This is a genomic window from Pedobacter sp. GR22-10 (genome assembly GCF_026239715.1).
In the GTDB taxonomy this organism is placed as follows: domain Bacteria; phylum Bacteroidota; class Bacteroidia; order Sphingobacteriales; family Sphingobacteriaceae; genus Pedobacter.
The window spans coordinates 1,600,377-1,618,619 of record NZ_JAPIVR010000001.1 but is presented as its reverse complement, the minus strand read 5'-3'; the positions used below and the strand labels follow the sequence as shown (position 1 = coordinate 1,618,619).

Sequence of the window (18,243 nt, the reverse complement as noted above, 5' to 3'; positions counted from 1 at the left end):
ATGGAAAAGAAATTTACAATCAGGATGCTGATGATACTATCATTATTAATCATTGGCACGTTGTCATCAATACAATATTACCTGATCCATAATACTTATGAGCTTACGAAGGAGAAATATTATACAGAAGTAAAGAAAAAGACCACTCAGCTGATGAATGCTGCTGTGGTTGATTCACTTGAGGATAAATTACAGGAGAATTTAAAACAGGTTATCATACATGCATATGAGCAAGATAAACTAAACAAAAAGGTTGTTTTTCAATCATTGAAAGACAGTAATCATGTATGGTATCAACAACTAAACGGCTACATCTATCAAAATCTTCAACATCGTAAAGACCTGAGAAACATTCAATATAAGTCGCAGTATGAAGAGATCATCATCGAAAAGGGCGGTGTTCTGGATACCTTACTTTCCTCAACGGATGTGCCGGTTATGCTTTTCGGAAATAAATTTAATGATGCCAATACCTTATTGTTAAACCATAATGAAACAGTTAGTGTGGTTAACAAAAACATGCGCGAGAAGCAAATAAACTATAGTCAAAATTTAAAACTGATTGTCAGAACCTCAAATTACATTAATGTGTCAGACTGGAAAAAAGCCGTTTTTAGCCGGATGCTAGGCACCTTTACTTTGGGGGCAACCTTAATTATTGCTGTCATTTCACTTTTGTATATGGTGTTTAGTGCGATGATCAGGCAAAAGAAAATTGCCGATATCAAAACTGATTTTGCCAATAATATTACGCATGAACTTAAAACGCCGCTCAGTTCTGTGAGTTTGATTTTAAAAAGCATGGGCCGCGATGATGTAAAAGCAAATAAGGTATTGCAGGATGATCTGTTACAATCTTTAAACCGGCAATATCTGAAAATTCAGCACATTGTAGACAGTGTGCTGGAAGGTGCCATGTTATCTGAAATTCCTGTTCAGCTTGAACCATTAGACATGCATACTTTTTTAGAAAACTATGTGCATGATCTTAGGTTAAAATCTCATCAATTGGCTGTTGATATTGATCCGGCATCATGCCTCCTTCATAGCAGTCCGCTTTTTATAGAGAAAATTCTCAATGTGCTGGTGGAAAATGCTCAAAAATATAGTGCCACACAAACTGTTATCAAGCTTGAATCCGCTATCAATGGTAAATATTATACCATTGCCGTAACAGATGAGGGCCCGGGCATTACAGCGGACCACCAGGCGCATATATTTGATAAATTTTACCGGGTTCCGGAAGAAAACCGGCATTCGGTTAAAGGCTTAGGATTAGGTTTGTTTTTAGCCAGGCAGGCTGCAGACCGGATACAGGCCAAACTCGAATTAAAAAGTAAAGCGGGCAAGGGGAGTTCATTTTTAATTCATTTACCCATATGAATGCGCACATTTTGATTGTTGAAGACGATATTGACCTTGGCCACCTGCTGAAGCAGTATCTGAATTTAAATCATTTCCAGGCCGATCAGGTATTTAACGGCATTGAAGCCAGGGCCGCATTGCGCGAAAAACATTATGATATTCTGATCATTGATGTCATGATGCCAGGGGAGGATGGATTTCAGCTGGTGGAAAAACTCAGTAAGAACTATCCTGATCTGCCCTTTCTGTTTGTAACTGCCCGGAAAATGAAGGAAGATATTGTGAGAGGCCTGGAGTTGGGCGCTGACGATTATATTTTAAAACCCTTTGATGCCGATGAACTTATTCTAAGAATCAGAAATATATTAAAGAGAACAAACAAATTACCGAAAGATACGGATGCCATGATTCAACTGGGAGTTTACCAGTTCGATTTGCCGAATATGCGTTTAACCTCCGCTTTTTCTGAAACGTTGCTTACTGAAAAAGAAAGCCAGTTGCTGCATTATCTGAGTAAACATCAAAACGAATTGATTAAGAGGAATGATATCCTGAACTATTTATGGAAGGAATCTGATTTCTTCAACGGGCGCAGTATGGATGTGTTCATCAGCAGGCTACGTAAATATCTGGCTGATGATCCAAACATCCAGATTGAAAGTGTACGCGGTATTGGTTTCAGGTTTTACATTAGAACCCCATAATGAATCGCCATTTTTATGCCACAGGCATCTTTAAATGGTTTTTCAGGAAAGGTATGCAGCTGTCCTGACTTTTCATTTTGCTGAATCACGGATTGCATGGCTGATAAGCACAAAGCATCCAGGATGTCATCCGGGGCAAGGGCTTTTTTTGTAAACAGCTGAATAGCCGATTGATAAAGGTTCTCTGTGCGGGAGTCCCATTGCTGCAGGATCGCCAGCCTTTCCGCTATGCCTGCTGTGGTTTTCTTGCCGGCCCTTAAAGGTTTACCCTGATTCAGCAACTGAAAGGAAACTTCCGGGTGTGCTTCTTTAAAACGTACTCTCGCTGCATGATTGCCAGTCAGCAAGTCATCCACTTCTTTCATCTTCGGCATAATGAACCAGCTTTGCTTTGATAGTCCCTTGCCTAAAATATTTTTATTGATTTCATTCGCTTCACTGTAGCTTTCTGCTGCAAATGCTTCGCGACAGGGCACCGGAAACAGACTGGATTTTCTTTCTTTTGGTAAGATTGCTCTGGCTTCCTGCTCACAGGTACGGTGTGGGTTTTTCGCACTGGGCAAACCTAATGGCATGTCGATCAGAAAATCACCATACTTTCCAAAGTATGACCACACTTCGGTAATGTTGCTAAAGCACTTTATGGTTTCTTCAGCATAGCTGGCTGCCACCCAACCGAATTTGCATCCATCTACACCCACGGCATGATTACTCATATTGAAATTATGATTTCTATTAATATTTAATTGACAATGTTAGCCATTCCCTTTAAAACTTAAAACAATCGTTTTGCATAGAATTTTTTAAGCACATCATCAAATTCCTTTTTATAGCTTCGTCCAACCGGAATTTTAAATCCGGATAATAAAATTGCATCATTATTGACGGCGTTTATCCAACTGGTATTAATGAGGAATGAACGGTGAATTCTTAAAAATCCTTTATGGCGCAAACGGGTGGAGAGTTCATTGATCGTCATCTTTGGAACAGCAATCAACTCCTTACCCAGCATTACTTTAATGTCATTGCCGTTGCTTTCCATGTATATGATATCACCCAGTATGATCTTTCGGTTAAATCCTTCTGCTTTCAGGATAATAAAATCTTCATCGATTTCTTTGTTATTATGTCTCAAAACCCGGTCTACTGCTTTAAAAAAACGGTTAAATGTAATGGGCTTTAATAAATAATCCACTGCTTCCAATTCAAATCCATCAATGGCATATTCCCGATATGCAGTGGTTAATACCGTTTTAGGTTTTTTATTCAGCGATTTTAAAAAATCTATGCCATTTAAATCAGGCATCTGAATATCCAAAAACATTAAATCGATGGTTTGGTGTTGCAATACCTGATATGCCTCCATAGCATTTTTAGCTGTAGCCAACAATTTTAAACCATCAATTTTAGAGATATGGTCTTCCAAAAGTGCAATGGCCAAAGGCTCATCATCCACAATCATAATATTAATCATCACTACCTGGGGTTATCACTTCTACCTTAAACCAGTTATCCTCCTGCTTTATCGTTAACGTGTAGTTTTGCCGGTAATACAGTTCAAGTTGTTGTTTGATGTTTTTAAGTCCGATTCCGACCCGTGTTTCAGTCCTTTTTTCAAAAAAGGTATTATCTATTTTAAAAATACTTTGTTTCTTGCTGGAGCTTATCGAAATGACAATTTCTACAATGTTGCTGGTTTTTTCTGCACCATGTTTAAAGGCATTTTCTACCAAAGAAAGATACAGTAAAGGCGGGATGGTATTGCTGCGGGTGATATTTTCCGTTTTTGTAATCTTTAGCCGGTCATCATACCTCAGTTTTTCCAGGCCAATGTAATCATCAATGATGCTAAGTTCATCTTCAATGGGTACCAGTTTTTTCTGTCCTTTATGAAGGATATAATCCAGGATATCAGAAAGCCTGCTGATCGACGCCGAAGTATATTCAGAATTGCGGATGGCGAGTGAATAAATATTATTAAGGGTATTAAATAAAAAATGTGGATTTAGCTGGGTTTTTAAAACCTTCAATTCCAGTACCGATTTTTCTTGTTGAAGTTGTAGCACATTTTGCTTTTCATACTGGTACTGCAACATGTACATGATGGCTATAAAAATGAATGATCCCGTTACGATAGGGAAAATATAAACAAACAGCAGGTATCTCAGATCTGTGAAAATCGCGATCATGCTATCCTTGGGTTGATTGATGAAAAAAGGTTCCGCCAGGTAGATCACAAAAATACGATTGAATACCCCCAGTAAGTATAGACTGCAGAGCAAAGACACCAAAAAAGTCATGTATTTTTTGCAATCAAAAAGCTTTCTGATCAATACAAAAAAAATAAAATTGGCACCAATCACCTGAAAAATCATGTGGCACAATTCATAACAAAATATTTCCTTTACAATGGGTTCCTGGTACTCACCGGATGTTTTGGCCAATCCAAAGGCGAAAAGCGCTGTCCAAAATACGATCTGATAGCCAATGTCTTTTCTGAAATGACGGTTTGCGTCTGTTTTCACCATCTTCAAAACTAGCGATTAAATCATTTAAATGCCCGGATAAATGCAAATGACAAGATTTTACATGCGAACGACATCATTTAGCATTTAAAGGGGGCATGTGGTTATCCGCATTTAAAATCATGGCGTATAAACGCAGTTGTTCCGAAACATTTTGAAAAGCAGAATCTTTGCTGGAAAAAGAAACGAATGGAAGAAAAGAAATTTCATGGACTGGATCATTTGAGGGCTCTAGCCATTTTAATGGTACTGACGTATCATTACCGGGCTTTTAAGCATCCTGCATGGATTGATACCATCGGATCGGTAGGGTGGACTGGTGTAGACCTGTTTTTTGTATTAAGCGGATTTTTAATTTCGAATCAATTATTTAAAGAATTTAAAAAAACTGGTGCCATAAAAATGAATCTTTTTCTATTAAAAAGGTTCTTCAGGATTCTTCCACCTTATCTATTTACCCTGCTGCTATATATCTACATTCCTGTTTTCAGAGAAAAAGAAACTTTACCACCCATCTGGAAATTTTTGACTTTTACTCAGAATTATGGATTAGACGTGATACATAAAGGAACTTTTTCTCATGCATGGTCGCTATGTATAGAAGAACAGTTTTATCTTTTGTTGCCCTTATCATTAGGCGTTTTAATCAGAATCAAAGGATTTTCTTATTTAAAGTTAGGCATTATGCTGCTGCTGCTGATTTCCATTTTTATCCGGGCCTTTTCCTGGTATGAAATTATCTTACCTCACCTTAATTCTCCAGATTTTTGGAAACAGTGGTATCAGTATATTTACTATCCCACCTATACGCGATTGGATGGATTGGCCATTGGTGTTTTAATCGGGCATTTATATCAATATTCCAAGCCGTTCAAAAAAATGCTTGATACCAAAGGAAATCTATTACTGTTAACCGGAATGATCGCTATCTCATTTTCTTTCTGGTTTTGCCAAGATCAAACTTTAGCAAGTGCTTCTATTTTGGGCTTCTCTTTAGTCGCCATCAGTTACGGCATCATTTTAATGGGGGCTATATCCAGCTCATCTTTCCTGGCGAAAAATAAATCTGTTATTACCTCACAACTGGCAATGCTTTCTTATGCTATCTATTTATCGCATAAAGGGGTAATACACCTCACACAACGGTTCGTAGAAAAAAACCATATGGTTATTTCTGATGGTGTGTTGCTGTTATGCTGTTTTCTACTGTGTCTGGCGGTGGCTGTTTTTTATCGGTTTTTTATCGAAAAACCAGCCAGTATATTTAAAAATAGAATAATAAACCTTTAAAAATAAATCCGATGAGAATTATTATTATGATGATCTTTTTACTTCAACTGTTCAAGCCGTCGTTTGCTCAAGATCACCATCAGGAAAAAATTAAAATTAAAGAAGTGGTACAGCAATTTATGCAGAGTACCCCTACAAAAGATTCGGCTACCTTTAACAGTTTATTTCATGAACAGCCAGTATTATGGGTGGGTGTATTAAAGGATAAAACCCAGGGCAAAATCTTGGAGTAGCATCCTGGTAATACCTTGAAATAGGAAAAAACAGCATACCAAAGCGAATTCTATATGTTGTCATTTTCCTTTATATTTACGGATATTTTAGCAGTTAGCGCATGTGGCATCTCATAGGGATCATTATTTCTTTTTTCCTTTCCATCCTTCTTTTTACCAAAAGGGGCAAATCTACAGCAGATTTGGTGCTGGCCTGTTGGTTATTTCTCATTTCATTTCACCTGCTCACTTATTACTTGCTTGCTACAGGAAAGTTTCTTGAATTTCCATATTTATTGGGTCTTGAAATTGCGGTTCCATTTGTTCACGGTCCTTTTTTATATCTGTATACTGCATTATTAACCGGAAAAAAAATCGCTACACTACCGGGTGTTTTTCATTTTATTCCAACTGTTTTAATCTATGGGATTTTATCACCATTTTTTCTGCTGCCCGTATCAGAAAAAATTCTGGTTTATGAAAATAATGGTGCCGGTTATACCACTATACTCAAAATCATCCATTTTGCAGTTATACCATCAGGAGTGGTATATATCGTGCTTTCCTTATTTTTATTAAAAGAACATCAACAAACCATTTCCAATCAGCTGTCGGATATAGAAAAAATCAATTTAAACTGGTTAAATAAACTAATGGTTGGCATGGGCTTAATCTGGTTGTCTGTTCTTTTTGGCAAGGACACCACTACTTTTACCTGTGTTGATCTTTTTATTCTGTATATTGGCTATTTTGGTATAAAACAAGCGGGCATCTTTAACGATAAAATTGAGATTCATTCCCCGTACAATGAAGCGATCACATTCCCGGTTAAATATCAGAAATCTGCAATAGGGGAAGGGCACTTATCAGAGATACACTTGGAGCTTTTAACACTCATGGATCAAAAAAAACTTTTTAAAGATCCGGCACTATCTTTAAGCGAGCTGGCCAGGCAGTTGAACATTCATTCCAATAGCTTATCTCAGGTCATCAATAGATTAGAGCATAAAAATTTTTATGATTATGTCAACGCGTTAAGGATTGATGAATTTAAAACAATTGTCGCTTTTCCTGAAAACCAAAAGTTCACCTTGCTGTCACTGGCTTATGAGGTGGGCTTTAATTCTAAAACATCCTTTAACAGGAATTTCAAAAAAATAACGGGATTATCACCCACAACCTATTTAAAACAACATAAGATTGAACTTCAGGCACAGTTTGATCAAGAAATGAGTGCCACCTTACATAGTGGAACCATTTAAAGGCCACTATCATGCATTTTTGTGCATCATACCGGGCAGATGATGGATGGCCCGTTTGGTTTTCAATGATGAATTAAAATGAAAAAAAAGATTTTCCAGTTGCTGTTCGCTGTATTCGCTATTCTGATCGGATTATATCCGCTTAAATATTTATTAAATCATGGGAAAACAGGAATATTAAGTGGCAAGCCAGATTGGCTGCTGCATAGTGAGGTCTGGCAATTTTCCTTTTATAGCCATATTGTTTTTGGTGGAGTAGCTTTATTAATTGGATGGATTCAGTTTAATGCAAAGCTCAGGCACAATAAACCTCGTATTCATCAGTTTATTGGCAAAATTTATGTGGTATCCGCTTTAATGAGTTCTTTTTCGGGCTTTTATATTGCGTTGTTTGCAGACCAGGGATTTTGGGCTTCGCTTGGTTTTTGCTGCCTGGCCATCATTTGGTTTTGTGTTACTTTGATCGCTTACCTGACTATCAGGAAAAAACAAATTTTAAAACATCAACATATGATGATCTATAGCTATGCCGCCTGTTTTGCTGCTGTAACACTGAGAATATGGTTGCCTGTTCTCATTGTGATTATTGGCCATTATGGTACCGCTTATCTTATGGTAGCCTGGTTATCGTGGATTCCTAATTTGTTCGTTGCACACTTCATCATTATAAAAGGTGAAGTCCTACATGAAGGAGAGACTAGGCAGGTGCCGGCAAACTGAATTTTAAAGGAGTAATAGGAGACATTTATTAAAAGGGAGACAGAAGTGAAGTGACAGTATCATTCGAACACTATTCATCCTGGAAATATTTATGGTGATTTATTTTCCTTTGTGAAACATAGAAATTCATCGGCATCTGTTTTGAAATGCCGATGAGAAAAGGTTTTGCCTTTTCAACTATTGCTATTGGCCTTTTATCCGTGCTTTCTCAATATCGGCACTGCCAACGGCTCTCTTTTTATTTGTATTGTTACTACCAAAGTTATAATTAAAGCCAATGGAAAAGGTTCGCTGATAAAATCTATTTTTAAAGGTTGAATTGGCGTTAGGTATAAAATTGGTCATTCCATCTGCAGTATAAGTATTTAATATATCTCTGGCACTGAGTTTTATAGCTCCTTTATTGGCCCATATTTTTTTCTGCAAACCGGCATTCAGTTGTCCGGTAGCATAGTTTATGAATTGTCCTCCAGCTCTTCTGGTAATTCCCCAGCCGCTTATCTCTGCGCTCCATCCGCGGCCAAGTGTAAATTGATTGGTCATATTCATTTCTCCAAATGTAGAAGACTGATCAAGTGCATTTCCAAACAAATCACCCTGAAACCTATTGTTAAATACCTGAAGGTAGGTAGAAAAAAACCACCATTTGGCTGGTGAAAGGTTTGCGTTCACTGAAGCACCAAAATAGGTTGCTTTTCCAATATTGCCTGTTCCATCTATAAAAATATCTTCCTGCTGACGGATTACCTCATTCTGGAGGTCGTTCACGTAGAAATAATAGAGTGAGGCACTGAATGCACTTTTGTAATGGTAAGACAATTTATAGTTATTGGAAAATTGCGGCCTGAGATAGGGATTTCCGGAAGAATAGGTAAAAGGGTCTGAAATCGTAATAAAGGGATTGAGATCCTGATAATATGCACGACCAATTCTTTTACTATATGAAAGAATTAGCAGGCTATTTCCAGCGCTATCCAGCTTATAGGACATATATGCCGTAGGAAACAGGTTGGTGTAATGATTCCTGAAAGCTGAATCCGGCACTACCGCGTTGCCCAGCTGATGCCCGCTCGCATTGGTGTTTTCCAGGCGAAGGCCAGCCTGAAAAGCAAATCTATTCAGGCTTTTGTTTAAATTGAGATATATGGCATTGATGTTTTCCCCATAAAGAAACTGGTTGGACAATGTGTTGTCTACTGTTCTAATACCTTTATTAACATTGAAATAATTGGCAGCATTATCGGTATTGACATAACTGGTTTTAAATCCGGCTTCTATCTTTGCCTTACCTGTAAGCGGCTGTGAATAATCCGTTTTAAGGGAATAAATATGGATGTCGGTTGGCAGATGGCTGATCATATTTCCGGATCCGGTTAAATTTCCTGTTGAAGAAAAAGATTGATTAAAAAAGGATTGATTTGTTTTAGAATCGTATTTCAGATAATCGATGTCAACACTGATTGATCTTCCAATACTATCAAACTGATGCATATAATTCAGGTTTATGCCATGATTTCTAAAATTTCCCGTACTATAGTTGTCTGCAATAACGGTATTTGTTAATGCTGCCTGACCATCAAAAAGACTGTTCACAGAGGGGTTTCCGGTTTGGTTTGCCGTATTAAGGCCGGTAAGAACGATTCCCCAGGTGGTCCTGGCTGAACTAAAATAGTCCATCCCCAATTTAATATTAAAGGCATTGGCTACCGGCTTTATATACTGAACCTGTGAGAATATGGATTTTAATGAACCATCAGTTTCAAAGTAATGTCTATCCAGATCGAGTTTTCTAAACCCTTGATTCAGGCTATAGGACAGGTTGCTGAATAGGTTTACTTTTCCTGTTCTGTAGTTGAGATTTGCACTCTCACTGGTTTGCGCTTTATGTGCCTGTGCAAAACTGGCCGCAATCGAGCCGTTGAGGCCTATAGCTTTTGATTTCTTTGTTTTGATGTTGATCACTCCGGAATTACCGCCGGCATCGTATCTGGCCGGAGGATTATCCATGAGCTCAATCTGGTCAAGCGTGGAAGAGGGAAGTGATTTGAGGTATCCGGCAAGGTTGTTTCCGGAAAGATAAGTCTGTTTACCATCAATTAAAACCATTACACCAGATTTTCCTTTGAAAGTGATGTTGCCATTGGCATCTACCACTACGCCAGGTGATTTTTCCAATACCTCCAAAGCGTTGGCACCTTCATTTGAAATCAGGGCACCAACATTAATAACTGTGCGATCAATTTTTTGTTCGATATATGCTTTTTTGCCTACAATAACCACCTCAGCAAGATGATTGGCATGGGTACTCAATACGATATCTTCCAGTGAGACCCTTATTTGATCAGAAAGCGTGAGGCTTATCGTTAGGCTATCCATACCAAGGGCAGAAACTGCAATGATATATTTGCCTTTTTCCGGAACCCGGAGCATGAAATAGCCGGTACTATCGGACTTGGCTTCCTGCACAATATTTGTGGCATCTGCCAAGCGGATACGCACTGTAGCATGGTCAATGGGTATCCTATCCATTCCGATAACACGCCCCTTTATCTGATAATGGCTTTGATTTTTTTTCTCAATAAGGATACTGCCTTCAATTTGTCGAAAGGTGAGTTCCGTTTCCTTCAGCAATGCTGTAAGTACCTGTTCAATAGTTCTGGTCTGTAAACTCAGGTTCAAACCGGTCATGGATTTGATATCTGCATTCCTGTAGAAAAATCTAAATGTAGTTTTAGATTCTATTTTTTTGATCGCCTGATGCAGGCTTTCATGCTGAAGTCCGATCGTAATTTTTTCAGTGACTATAGACTGGGCATTTCCACTCGTAGCATGAAGCATCTGGAGAAAGCAAAGTAAAATAGAAAATGAAAGCAAGCTTACGCGCATGAATGGAATAGATAAGAGGTGTGTAATATAGAGCTTCTTGCTAAAATTTATACATAGCTGTTTCAGCCACTGCATTGATGCAGAAAAATTCATACTTTTAAACGTTTAATTGATTGTCAGATTGATTATACAGCCCGGATGATCCAGGCACCCTGCAGACCGGTTGCACCCGGTTTGCAGCTTTTTCGCTATCCCCATCCGCCTTGCAGACGGGTAGCCATTCACTTTTGATTAGCTCATGTTTATTGCCAATGTTTTTTTATTTGCAGCCATTTCCAGTAATGATGAACTGACCGTTTGAGTTTTTGCTGTAGCCCGCCTGATTAATGGCACATATCATGGTTAAAATTTCATCTAGACTTTTATCTCCTAAAGCGGTTCCGGAGAAACGGCATCCTTTTATGTTTTCATTGGCAAAAGCAATCCTGACATTAAACCGTTGTTCTAAACGTTTTGCAGCCTCTTCGAAGGTTGTATCATCGAAATATAAATCGTCCCGCCAGCTAATGGTCTTTTGGGCATCTACTGTTAATTTTTCATTATCAGCTTTTGAGATGTGATAAATTAACTGCTGATTAGGAGTAACATAAGCCAGAAGATGATTCTGGTCAGCAACTCCCACCTTTCCGCGGGTAACGGTTACGATGATCCGGTTGGCAGCTTTCAGGGCTTTAATGTTAAATGCAGTTCCAAGTACGGTGGTTGTAATATTTCCTGTCCGCACAATGAAGGGCTTATTCTGTTGATGCTGAATATCAAAATATGCTTCTCCGGTCAGGTGTACTTCCCGCGTTTTTCCATCAAATGATTTCGGATACTGCAGTTCTGATGATGCATTGATCCACACGGTGCTGCCATCTGGCAATAGTATTCTTTTAGTCTGGTGTTCGGAAACGTTTAACGTGGAGAAATTTCTGGCTTCAATCTTATCTTTTATGGAAGTCCAGTTGATGGTTACATAAAAAATGATGGCGATTAAAGCGGCGGCGGCGGTAAGTTTTCTCCACTGTATGATTCTCACTGACCGCGAAGGGACTACGGTTTTTGACCTTATACTTTTCTGGATATCATTTCTTAGCTCCGTGATCCATAATTCACGACCAGTATTATCCAGGTGGTTCCATTGGGTATCCTCGGGCTTCATTTTGGCGAGCCAAATTTCTACCTGTTCATTTTCCGTAACGCTGGTTTCACCACGTTGATAGCGGTTTAGCAATTCATCAAAATTTGGATAATCCATAATAGCTCAATTTCTCAGTTGTCGTATAACTGCGGAGATGGTACTACAAAAAAAAAATAAATTTTAAATGGCAAGCCTAAAGGTTTTCATTGCCTAATGAAACCATAGGTATACCAGGGCACCCGCAAGTAGATTGTTGTTAATGGATGTCCGCAAGTGCTTAAGTGCCGAACTTAATTGATTTTTTACAGTCTGCTCTGATAGGTTAAGTATTTTGGCAATTTCAGAAATGCTTCGGTGCTCAGTTCTGCTTAGCAAAAAGATTTGCCTGGTGCGGCGGGGTAGTGCTTCTAAAGACTTATCAATGGATTTTTGCAGTTCCTCCGCCTCCAGCTGATCCTGTGCGGTGTATTGTTGTGTTGTTTTATTAACCTGCTCTTTGGCTGCATGTTTTTCCCTGATCAGGTTCTCTCTGATTTTATCAATTACCTTATACCTGACAGCTGAATATAAATAGGTCTTTAGGTTTGTGTTAATTTCAATGGAATGCCTATCCTCCCAAAGTTTGACAAACAAATCATGTAGCAGATCCCTGGCCACCTCCAGATGATACAATCTGGAGCCTGCAAATGCTGCAAGCGTGACCGCATATCGATCATAAATTTCGGTAAACGCGTGGTGATCATCTTGTTTTAACAAAATAAACAGTTCATTGTCGCTTAGGAGTTTTATATCAATCATTTTATCCGTGACGAATATACTAATACCAATGATATAGTTTTGGACTTAAGTTTTAGATTGAATTTACTGCATCTGATTCACATGACGAAATTTTACAAACAATATGAAGCCAGAGATGCCATCTCTTATTGTTTCCTGTTCATAGATAAAAATTAAAAATTTAGCTTGCTGCAACATTATCATTGGTTTTAGGCAACAAGCCGGTTTTTATCAGCTTGTTAAGACTTAAATACGCCCATGGTTTTTTGCATGAATACAAATTCGGATATATTTGCACTATGTTTAATAGCGGCATCTTGATGCCTATCATCATTGTATTCGGTATGGCCTACAGTATTCTGGCCAGAAAGCTGACTGTTTCAGCCGCTTTTACCGGCGCCTTACTGGCCATTATTATTTTTAGTGCTGCCGGTTATACCGGACTAGCCATGATGACCACATTTTTTATCTTGGGTTCTGCCGCCACATCCTGGCAAAAGCATCAGAAAATGGTTTTTGACAGCGGTGAGGGAACCGAAAAAGGCCGCAGTATGCTACAGGTGCTGGCCAATGCTGGTACGGCTGGGCTTGCAGGTCTGGTGGTTATTTTGTGTCCCCGGCTAGCCCATCTGTTATTGCCTGCGGTGGCTGCGGCTTTTGCCTCCGCAACAGCAGATACGCTCTCCTCTGAGCTGGGGATGGTTTACGGAAGAAAATTTTTTAATATTATTTCTTTTAAGCCTGACACTTGCGGTAAGGATGGTGTGATCAGTCTGGAAGGTACCCTGATCGGTATTTTGGGAAGTTGCATAATAGCCGGCATTTATGCGCTTGGATGGGGCTGGGGCATCAGCGTTTTGTTTATCGTGCTTTCAGGAACAATAGGTAACATGACCGATTCTGTATTGGGGGCTTTGCTGGAGCGGAAAGGGTTGATCGGAAATAATGCGGTTAATTTTTTGAATACGTTGCTTGCAGCGGGCGTGATGTTGGCACTCGAAGGGATTTTTGATTAGTATCTATCTTTGGTATAATGTTGCCTTTCTGTACTGAGACATAACCAAAAGACGGATTGAAGTGTTAAGTTGAACTTTTGTGCTTCTATCAAAAATTTTTATATTTACTGAACTGAGGGAACCAAATCCCGTCCTTCGGCAATAACTGCCCTGCTAAGGCAATTCTAAAGAAGATACCATGAGAAGAACATTTTTACTGATTACAATTGGGCTTTTAGTATTTAATTTCACATTTGGTCAATCAGTGAAATATAAGCAACTTGACAGCTTATTTAATGCTCTTTTTAAGCAGAAAATGTTTAATGGAAATGTGTTGATTGCAGACCAAGGGAAAATCATATTTGAAAAAAGTTATGGCTTTGCCAATGAGAAAACCGAGCAAAAAAATAATAACCAAACCATATTTGAGTTGGCATCTGTTTCCAAACAATTTACTGCTATGGGAATTGTTTTGTTGGAAAAACAAGGAAAACTGAACTATGACGACAAAATTTCTAAATATATTCCTGAACTGGCTTTCTACGGAAACATCAGCATAAGAAATTTACTTAACCACACTGGCGGGCTTCCTGACTATATAGAGATTTTTGAAGAAAAGTGGGATAAAACAAAATTTGCTACCAATCAGGATATTGTAAATGTTTTTGCGAAATACAGGCCAAAAGTTATTTTTCAGCCTGGCGAAAAATACCAGTACAGCGATACAGGTTATACTTTATTAGCATTGATAATAGAAAAAGTATCAGATAAGACATTTGGACAATTTTTAAGTGAAAACATCTTTCAACCATTAAAAATGAGAAATACGTTTATCTATAGACGTAGATTTGAACCAAAAGAAATAAAGAATTATGCTCTTGGTTATGTTACAGATAGCTTAGGATATAAAGTGCTTCCTGATAGTTTTGGAAAAGAATTTTACACTTATTATCTAGATGGAATCGTGGGCGACGGAACCGTAAACGCTACAACAGAGGATTTATTTAAATGGGACAGAGCACTTTATACCGATAAATTGATAGATTCAAAAGATAAAGAACTCATATTTAATTCTGTAAAAACCAAAGATGGCAAAGAAACTCATTATGGATTTGGGTGGTTCGTAGGGAATTCAACAAAAAATGGCAAAATCGTATATCATACCGGAGGTTGGCCAGGGTATTCTACTTATATAGAAAGGCATTTGGACAGTGATAAAACGATAATAATCCTGCAAAATCATTCTGAAGCCAAAATAAATTCATCTTTGCAAAAAGTAAGAACGATATTATATAATTAATCTTAAAAAAAGATGTATTCTTTTTAAGGGGAGGCTATGATTGTTGTTAGATCTAAATTTTAGCTTTTAAACTTTTCAAATACCCAGTGTTTTTTTGTGCTTGAAAAGTTTTAAAATTCAACACGATATCCATAGTTTACTATATTCATCAAATAATATGCTCTTTATATGGCTTATCATTTTGCCCATTCTGCTTTTTTTAATTCTGGCATATCTCTGAGTAGTTCTAATGCTTTTATGCCCGATATTTACTCACATCTTAAAGTGGAATTTAATATATTCAATATCAAGACATCTACATTGCGGTCGAGGTGACGAGGTGTGCTTTGCCAAGGTTTATTTTTCCTTTACAAGTTAGCTTAAACCTCGTGTCTCACCATCTCCTATAACATACCCTTTCCCTTCCGGGGGATATATGCCAATTTCACATCGGTAAAGGTGCCAATAGGTGCGTAGGGACTTTTACCAGTTTTTAATAAGTAATTACCTGTTCTTCTAAATGTTCAGGTAAATCACGATAATTATATTTTTGTCCACGTAATTGTGGTTCAAACCCAGCAGCTTTAATAGATTGCTGAATGCCATTTGCTGTAAAACGATGCGGTGCACCTGCAGCAGAAACCACATTTTCCTCTATCATGATTGATCCAAAATCATTTGCGCCGGCATGTAAACACAATTGGGCAGTTGTTTTACCAACTGTTAACCAGCTTGCCTGAATATTTTTAATGTTCGGCAGCATGATTCTGCTTAAAGCGATCATCCTGATGTATTCATCAGCAGTTACATTATTACTAATACCACGTAATCTTTTTAACAAAGTGCCATCATCCTGAAAAGGCCATGGAATAAAGGCCAGAAAACCATTGGCATCAGCAGGCTTTTCACTTTGAACCTGACGAATCCAAACCAGGTGTTCAAATCGTTCTTCAATGGTTTCTACATGGCCAAACATCATGGTTGCAGAAGTGGTAATATCCAGCTGGTGACAGGCCCGCATCACATCCAGCCATTCCTGTCCACCACATTTTCCTTTAGAGATTAAGCGGCGAACACGGTCGTTCAGAATTTCAGCACCCGCACCAGGAAGCGAATCCATCCCGGCTTCTTTTAATACACTTAAAACTTCGGTATGGCTAATGCCTTCTAATTTCGCTACGTGGGCAATTTCCGGCGGGCCTAAAGCGTGAAGTTTTAAATCGGGATATAATTCTTTTAACTTTCTAAATAAATCAGCATAAAAATTCAACCCTAAATCCGGGTGATGGCCACCTTGAAGTAATAACTGATCGCCACCTAAACGAAAAGTTTCTTCAATTTTTACTTTATAAGTTTCAATGTCAGTGATGTAACTTTCATCATGACCAGGTCTTCTGAAAAAGTTACAGAATTTACAGTTCGCAATACAAACGTTGGTGGTGTTAACATTTCTATCTATCTGCCAGGTTACTTTACCACTCGGAACCTGAATTTTTCTCAGTTCATTGGCTACAAACATCAATGATGAAGTATCGGCATGGTGGTATAGGTATACGCCTTCCTCTTGCGTTAAAAAATCAAAATGTAGCGCCCGTTGCAGTAAATCGGCTGTATTCATGAAGCAAAAATACTCGAAATAAGTAGCACTATAATCACAGTTTTATAAAAAAACAATGTAGCCTTAATTATTTTTAGTTGTATCTGCTTTACGTTTAAACAGGTTTCGCAAATTGTTTCCTTGGTTTTTTAATTCTTCTAAACGTTTTTTTGCGCTGTCGTTAACTTTTGTTAAACTTTCATTGGCCTTAATTACATTGTTTTTAACTGTATTTTGCCCGGTAGTAACCGCATCAGAAACTTGTTTAACCGTTTGCTCACCAGTTTTTATAGCGCCCGAAACTTGTTTTATTTTTTTATTGGCATTTACTTTACCACTGTCTATAAACTTTTTAGCTGCAACAGCCATTGGCGTTTGTTCTAAATTACTCAATGGTTTAGAGGTTGTTACAGGTGGTGGTAAGGCTATAGTGGTTGTATCATCAACAGGTTTACCTAAAGCAGTATTTGTTTTACCAAGTAATTGCTCATCTTCCGGTTTTACTATGCCACCATTTGCGGTATAATAGGTTTTACTTTTTAAATAAGTTGTTTTGGCGGTTTCTAACTGTACTTTTGCGGCTGCTATTCTTGCGGCATCGTTACTTGCAACAGCTGCATCATAATTTAACTGGGCATCGGTAAGTGCGAGGGCCGCAGCTTCATAAGATTTAGTAAAGTCAATTTTTTCTTCGTTCTTTGTTGCGGTATTACATGCTGTTAGACTGAAGGTTAACAGACAAATTAAAAATATATTTTTCATATTATTTTGAGGTAGTAAATTGGCTAACTATTTTCTTTAAAGAACTGGTTTCCTGATCTTCTGTTATGTTCCCACCCAGTCTTTCAATCTCTAAATTGTTAATACTCTTAGCGAATTCCAAATATTTTAAGTATCTGCTAAGGATTTCTATTTTCGTTCCATTGTTGGTTTGTTCAGTATTGCTAAGGTTTTTAACGAAGGTTTCCATGTTATCTATACAAACAATATAAGCTTGAAAAGCATTTGGTGTAAAGTAATCATTAACCAAATTATTGGTTTCGAGTTGTGGGTATAATTTCGGCAATGTAACAGGTGTTTTCTTCAAGGTTTCAGTCAAGTTGACTCCGAAATTTGAAGTGTTTAAATACATTCCCTTGGTTTTCATCTGGCAATTTTCGATGGCTAAATTGGTGGTGTTAAGTAGCTTAATTAAGTTATTCTTTTGGTTGATGTTATCCAGAAAAGTATTTACAGCTAATGCAATAAATAATCCTGTAAAAGTAGAAATAAGGGAGATAATAAAACTAAACGTATCATTATTGTTTTTACGCCAAGGGCTATTTCTTTTAAAATTGAGTAAAAAAAGACTTATAGCAACTAAAATGAGCGATATTATCACATATGTCAGCATATTTTTTTTGGTTTAATTTTTCAATAAATTTAAAGAATTAAATGTAATAAAGAAATTACAAATGGTGTTTTCATCATTTAACAAATCATAAAAATTAATCATCCATTGGCTGTTT

17 protein-coding genes are annotated in these 18,243 nt (G+C 37.8%); 8 read left to right on the top strand and 9 right to left on the bottom strand.

The genetic code is table 11. The annotated features are described in order from the left end of the window. Together OQX64_RS07015 and OQX64_RS07010 are read left to right on the top strand one after the other, a co-directional pair. Positions 1-1,383 (top strand): sensor histidine kinase, encoded by a 1,383-nt coding sequence (locus tag OQX64_RS07015; RefSeq protein ID WP_265818185.1) that lies wholly within the window; start codon positions 1-3, stop codon positions 1,381-1,383. Beyond that, entirely contained in the window at positions 1,380-2,069 is a 690-nt protein-coding gene (locus OQX64_RS07010) for a response regulator transcription factor (protein WP_265818184.1), read from the top strand. Before OQX64_RS07015 ends, OQX64_RS07010 begins: the two co-directional genes overlap by 4 nt. On the opposite strand, the gene OQX64_RS07005 is transcribed toward OQX64_RS07010, so the two are convergent. Genes OQX64_RS07005 through OQX64_RS06995 form a run of 3 tightly spaced genes read right to left on the bottom strand, consistent with a single transcriptional unit; the run spans position 2,051 to position 4,597 of the window. Next, the gene (locus OQX64_RS07005) at positions 2,051-2,785 is read right to left on the bottom strand and encodes a DUF429 domain-containing protein (protein ID WP_265818183.1); all 735 of its coding nucleotides are present in this window, start codon (positions 2,783-2,785) and stop codon (positions 2,051-2,053) included. The two genes, OQX64_RS07010 and OQX64_RS07005, sit on opposite strands and share 19 nt — an antisense overlap. A 59-nt stretch (positions 2,786-2,844) precedes the next feature. Continuing rightward, entirely contained in the window at positions 2,845-3,543 is a 699-nt protein-coding gene (locus OQX64_RS07000; RefSeq protein ID WP_265818182.1) for a LytR/AlgR family response regulator transcription factor, read from the bottom strand. Beyond that, positions 3,536-4,597, bottom strand: coding sequence for a sensor histidine kinase (locus OQX64_RS06995; RefSeq protein ID WP_265818181.1), 1,062 nt, complete (start codon positions 4,595-4,597; stop codon positions 3,536-3,538). The genes OQX64_RS07000 and OQX64_RS06995 overlap by 8 nt, the downstream gene beginning before the upstream one ends. A 186-nt stretch (positions 4,598-4,783) precedes the next feature. Here OQX64_RS06995 and OQX64_RS06990 point away from each other — a divergent pair, with 186 nt between their 5' ends. The 4 genes from OQX64_RS06990 to OQX64_RS06975 all read left to right on the top strand — a co-directional run bounded on the left by OQX64_RS06990 (position 4,784) and on the right by OQX64_RS06975 (position 8,078). Continuing rightward, positions 4,784-5,884 carry an acyltransferase family protein gene (locus OQX64_RS06990; RefSeq protein WP_265818180.1) on the top strand — a complete coding sequence of 367 codons (1,101 nt, stop codon included), beginning with the start codon at positions 4,784-4,786 and terminating at the stop codon, positions 5,882-5,884. 11 nt (positions 5,885-5,895) lie between these two features. Further along, on the top strand, positions 5,896-6,117 hold the full coding sequence (locus OQX64_RS06985; RefSeq protein ID WP_265818179.1) for a hypothetical protein: 222 nt from the start codon (positions 5,896-5,898) through the stop codon (positions 6,115-6,117). A 101-nt stretch (positions 6,118-6,218) separates the two neighbouring features. Beyond that, the gene (locus OQX64_RS06980; RefSeq protein ID WP_265818178.1) at positions 6,219-7,358 is read left to right on the top strand and encodes an AraC family transcriptional regulator; all 1,140 of its coding nucleotides are present in this window, start codon (positions 6,219-6,221) and stop codon (positions 7,356-7,358) included. 78 nt (positions 7,359-7,436) lie between these two features. Next, positions 7,437-8,078 carry a DUF2306 domain-containing protein gene (locus tag OQX64_RS06975; protein ID WP_265818177.1) on the top strand — a complete coding sequence of 214 codons (642 nt, stop codon included), beginning with the start codon at positions 7,437-7,439 and terminating at the stop codon, positions 8,076-8,078. Positions 8,079-8,261: 183 nt separating this feature from the next. Here OQX64_RS06975 and OQX64_RS06970 read toward each other — a convergent pair whose 3' ends face one another. The 3 genes from OQX64_RS06970 to OQX64_RS06960 all read right to left on the bottom strand — a co-directional run bounded on the left by OQX64_RS06970 (position 8,262) and on the right by OQX64_RS06960 (position 12,885). After that, complete coding sequence (locus OQX64_RS06970; RefSeq protein WP_265818176.1) at positions 8,262-10,916, bottom strand: outer membrane beta-barrel protein; 2,655 nt, start codon at positions 10,914-10,916, stop codon at positions 8,262-8,264. Positions 10,917-11,223: 307 nt separating this feature from the next. Beyond that, entirely contained in the window at positions 11,224-12,204 is a 981-nt protein-coding gene (locus tag OQX64_RS06965; RefSeq protein ID WP_265818175.1) for a FecR family protein, read from the bottom strand. A 93-nt stretch (positions 12,205-12,297) separates the two neighbouring features. After that, complete coding sequence (locus OQX64_RS06960) at positions 12,298-12,885, bottom strand: RNA polymerase sigma factor (protein ID WP_265818174.1); 588 nt, start codon at positions 12,883-12,885, stop codon at positions 12,298-12,300. 299 nt (positions 12,886-13,184) lie between these two features. On the opposite strand from OQX64_RS06960, the gene OQX64_RS06955 reads away from it, so the two are divergent. Both OQX64_RS06955 and OQX64_RS06950 read left to right on the top strand, forming a co-directional pair. Further along, complete coding sequence (locus OQX64_RS06955; RefSeq protein ID WP_265818173.1) at positions 13,185-13,880, top strand: DUF92 domain-containing protein; 696 nt, start codon at positions 13,185-13,187, stop codon at positions 13,878-13,880. A 178-nt stretch (positions 13,881-14,058) separates the two neighbouring features. Continuing rightward, positions 14,059-15,159 carry a serine hydrolase domain-containing protein gene (locus OQX64_RS06950; RefSeq protein ID WP_265818172.1) on the top strand — a complete coding sequence of 367 codons (1,101 nt, stop codon included), beginning with the start codon at positions 14,059-14,061 and terminating at the stop codon, positions 15,157-15,159. 472 nt (positions 15,160-15,631) lie between these two features. Here the strand turns inward: OQX64_RS06950 and OQX64_RS06945 are convergent, their stop codons facing one another. From OQX64_RS06945 to OQX64_RS06935, 3 genes are all read right to left on the bottom strand, one after another. Further along, positions 15,632-16,756 carry a CofH family radical SAM protein gene (locus OQX64_RS06945; protein ID WP_265818171.1) on the bottom strand — a complete coding sequence of 375 codons (1,125 nt, stop codon included), beginning with the start codon at positions 16,754-16,756 and terminating at the stop codon, positions 15,632-15,634. A 63-nt stretch (positions 16,757-16,819) separates the two neighbouring features. After that, on the bottom strand, positions 16,820-17,497 hold the full coding sequence (locus OQX64_RS06940; RefSeq protein ID WP_265818170.1) for a hypothetical protein: 678 nt from the start codon (positions 17,495-17,497) through the stop codon (positions 16,820-16,822). Position 17,498: 1 nt separating this feature from the next. Further along, positions 17,499-18,128, bottom strand: a complete 630-nt coding sequence (locus tag OQX64_RS06935) for a hypothetical protein (RefSeq protein WP_265818169.1) — start codon at positions 18,126-18,128, stop codon at positions 17,499-17,501. Positions 18,129-18,243: the final 115 nt, after the last annotated feature.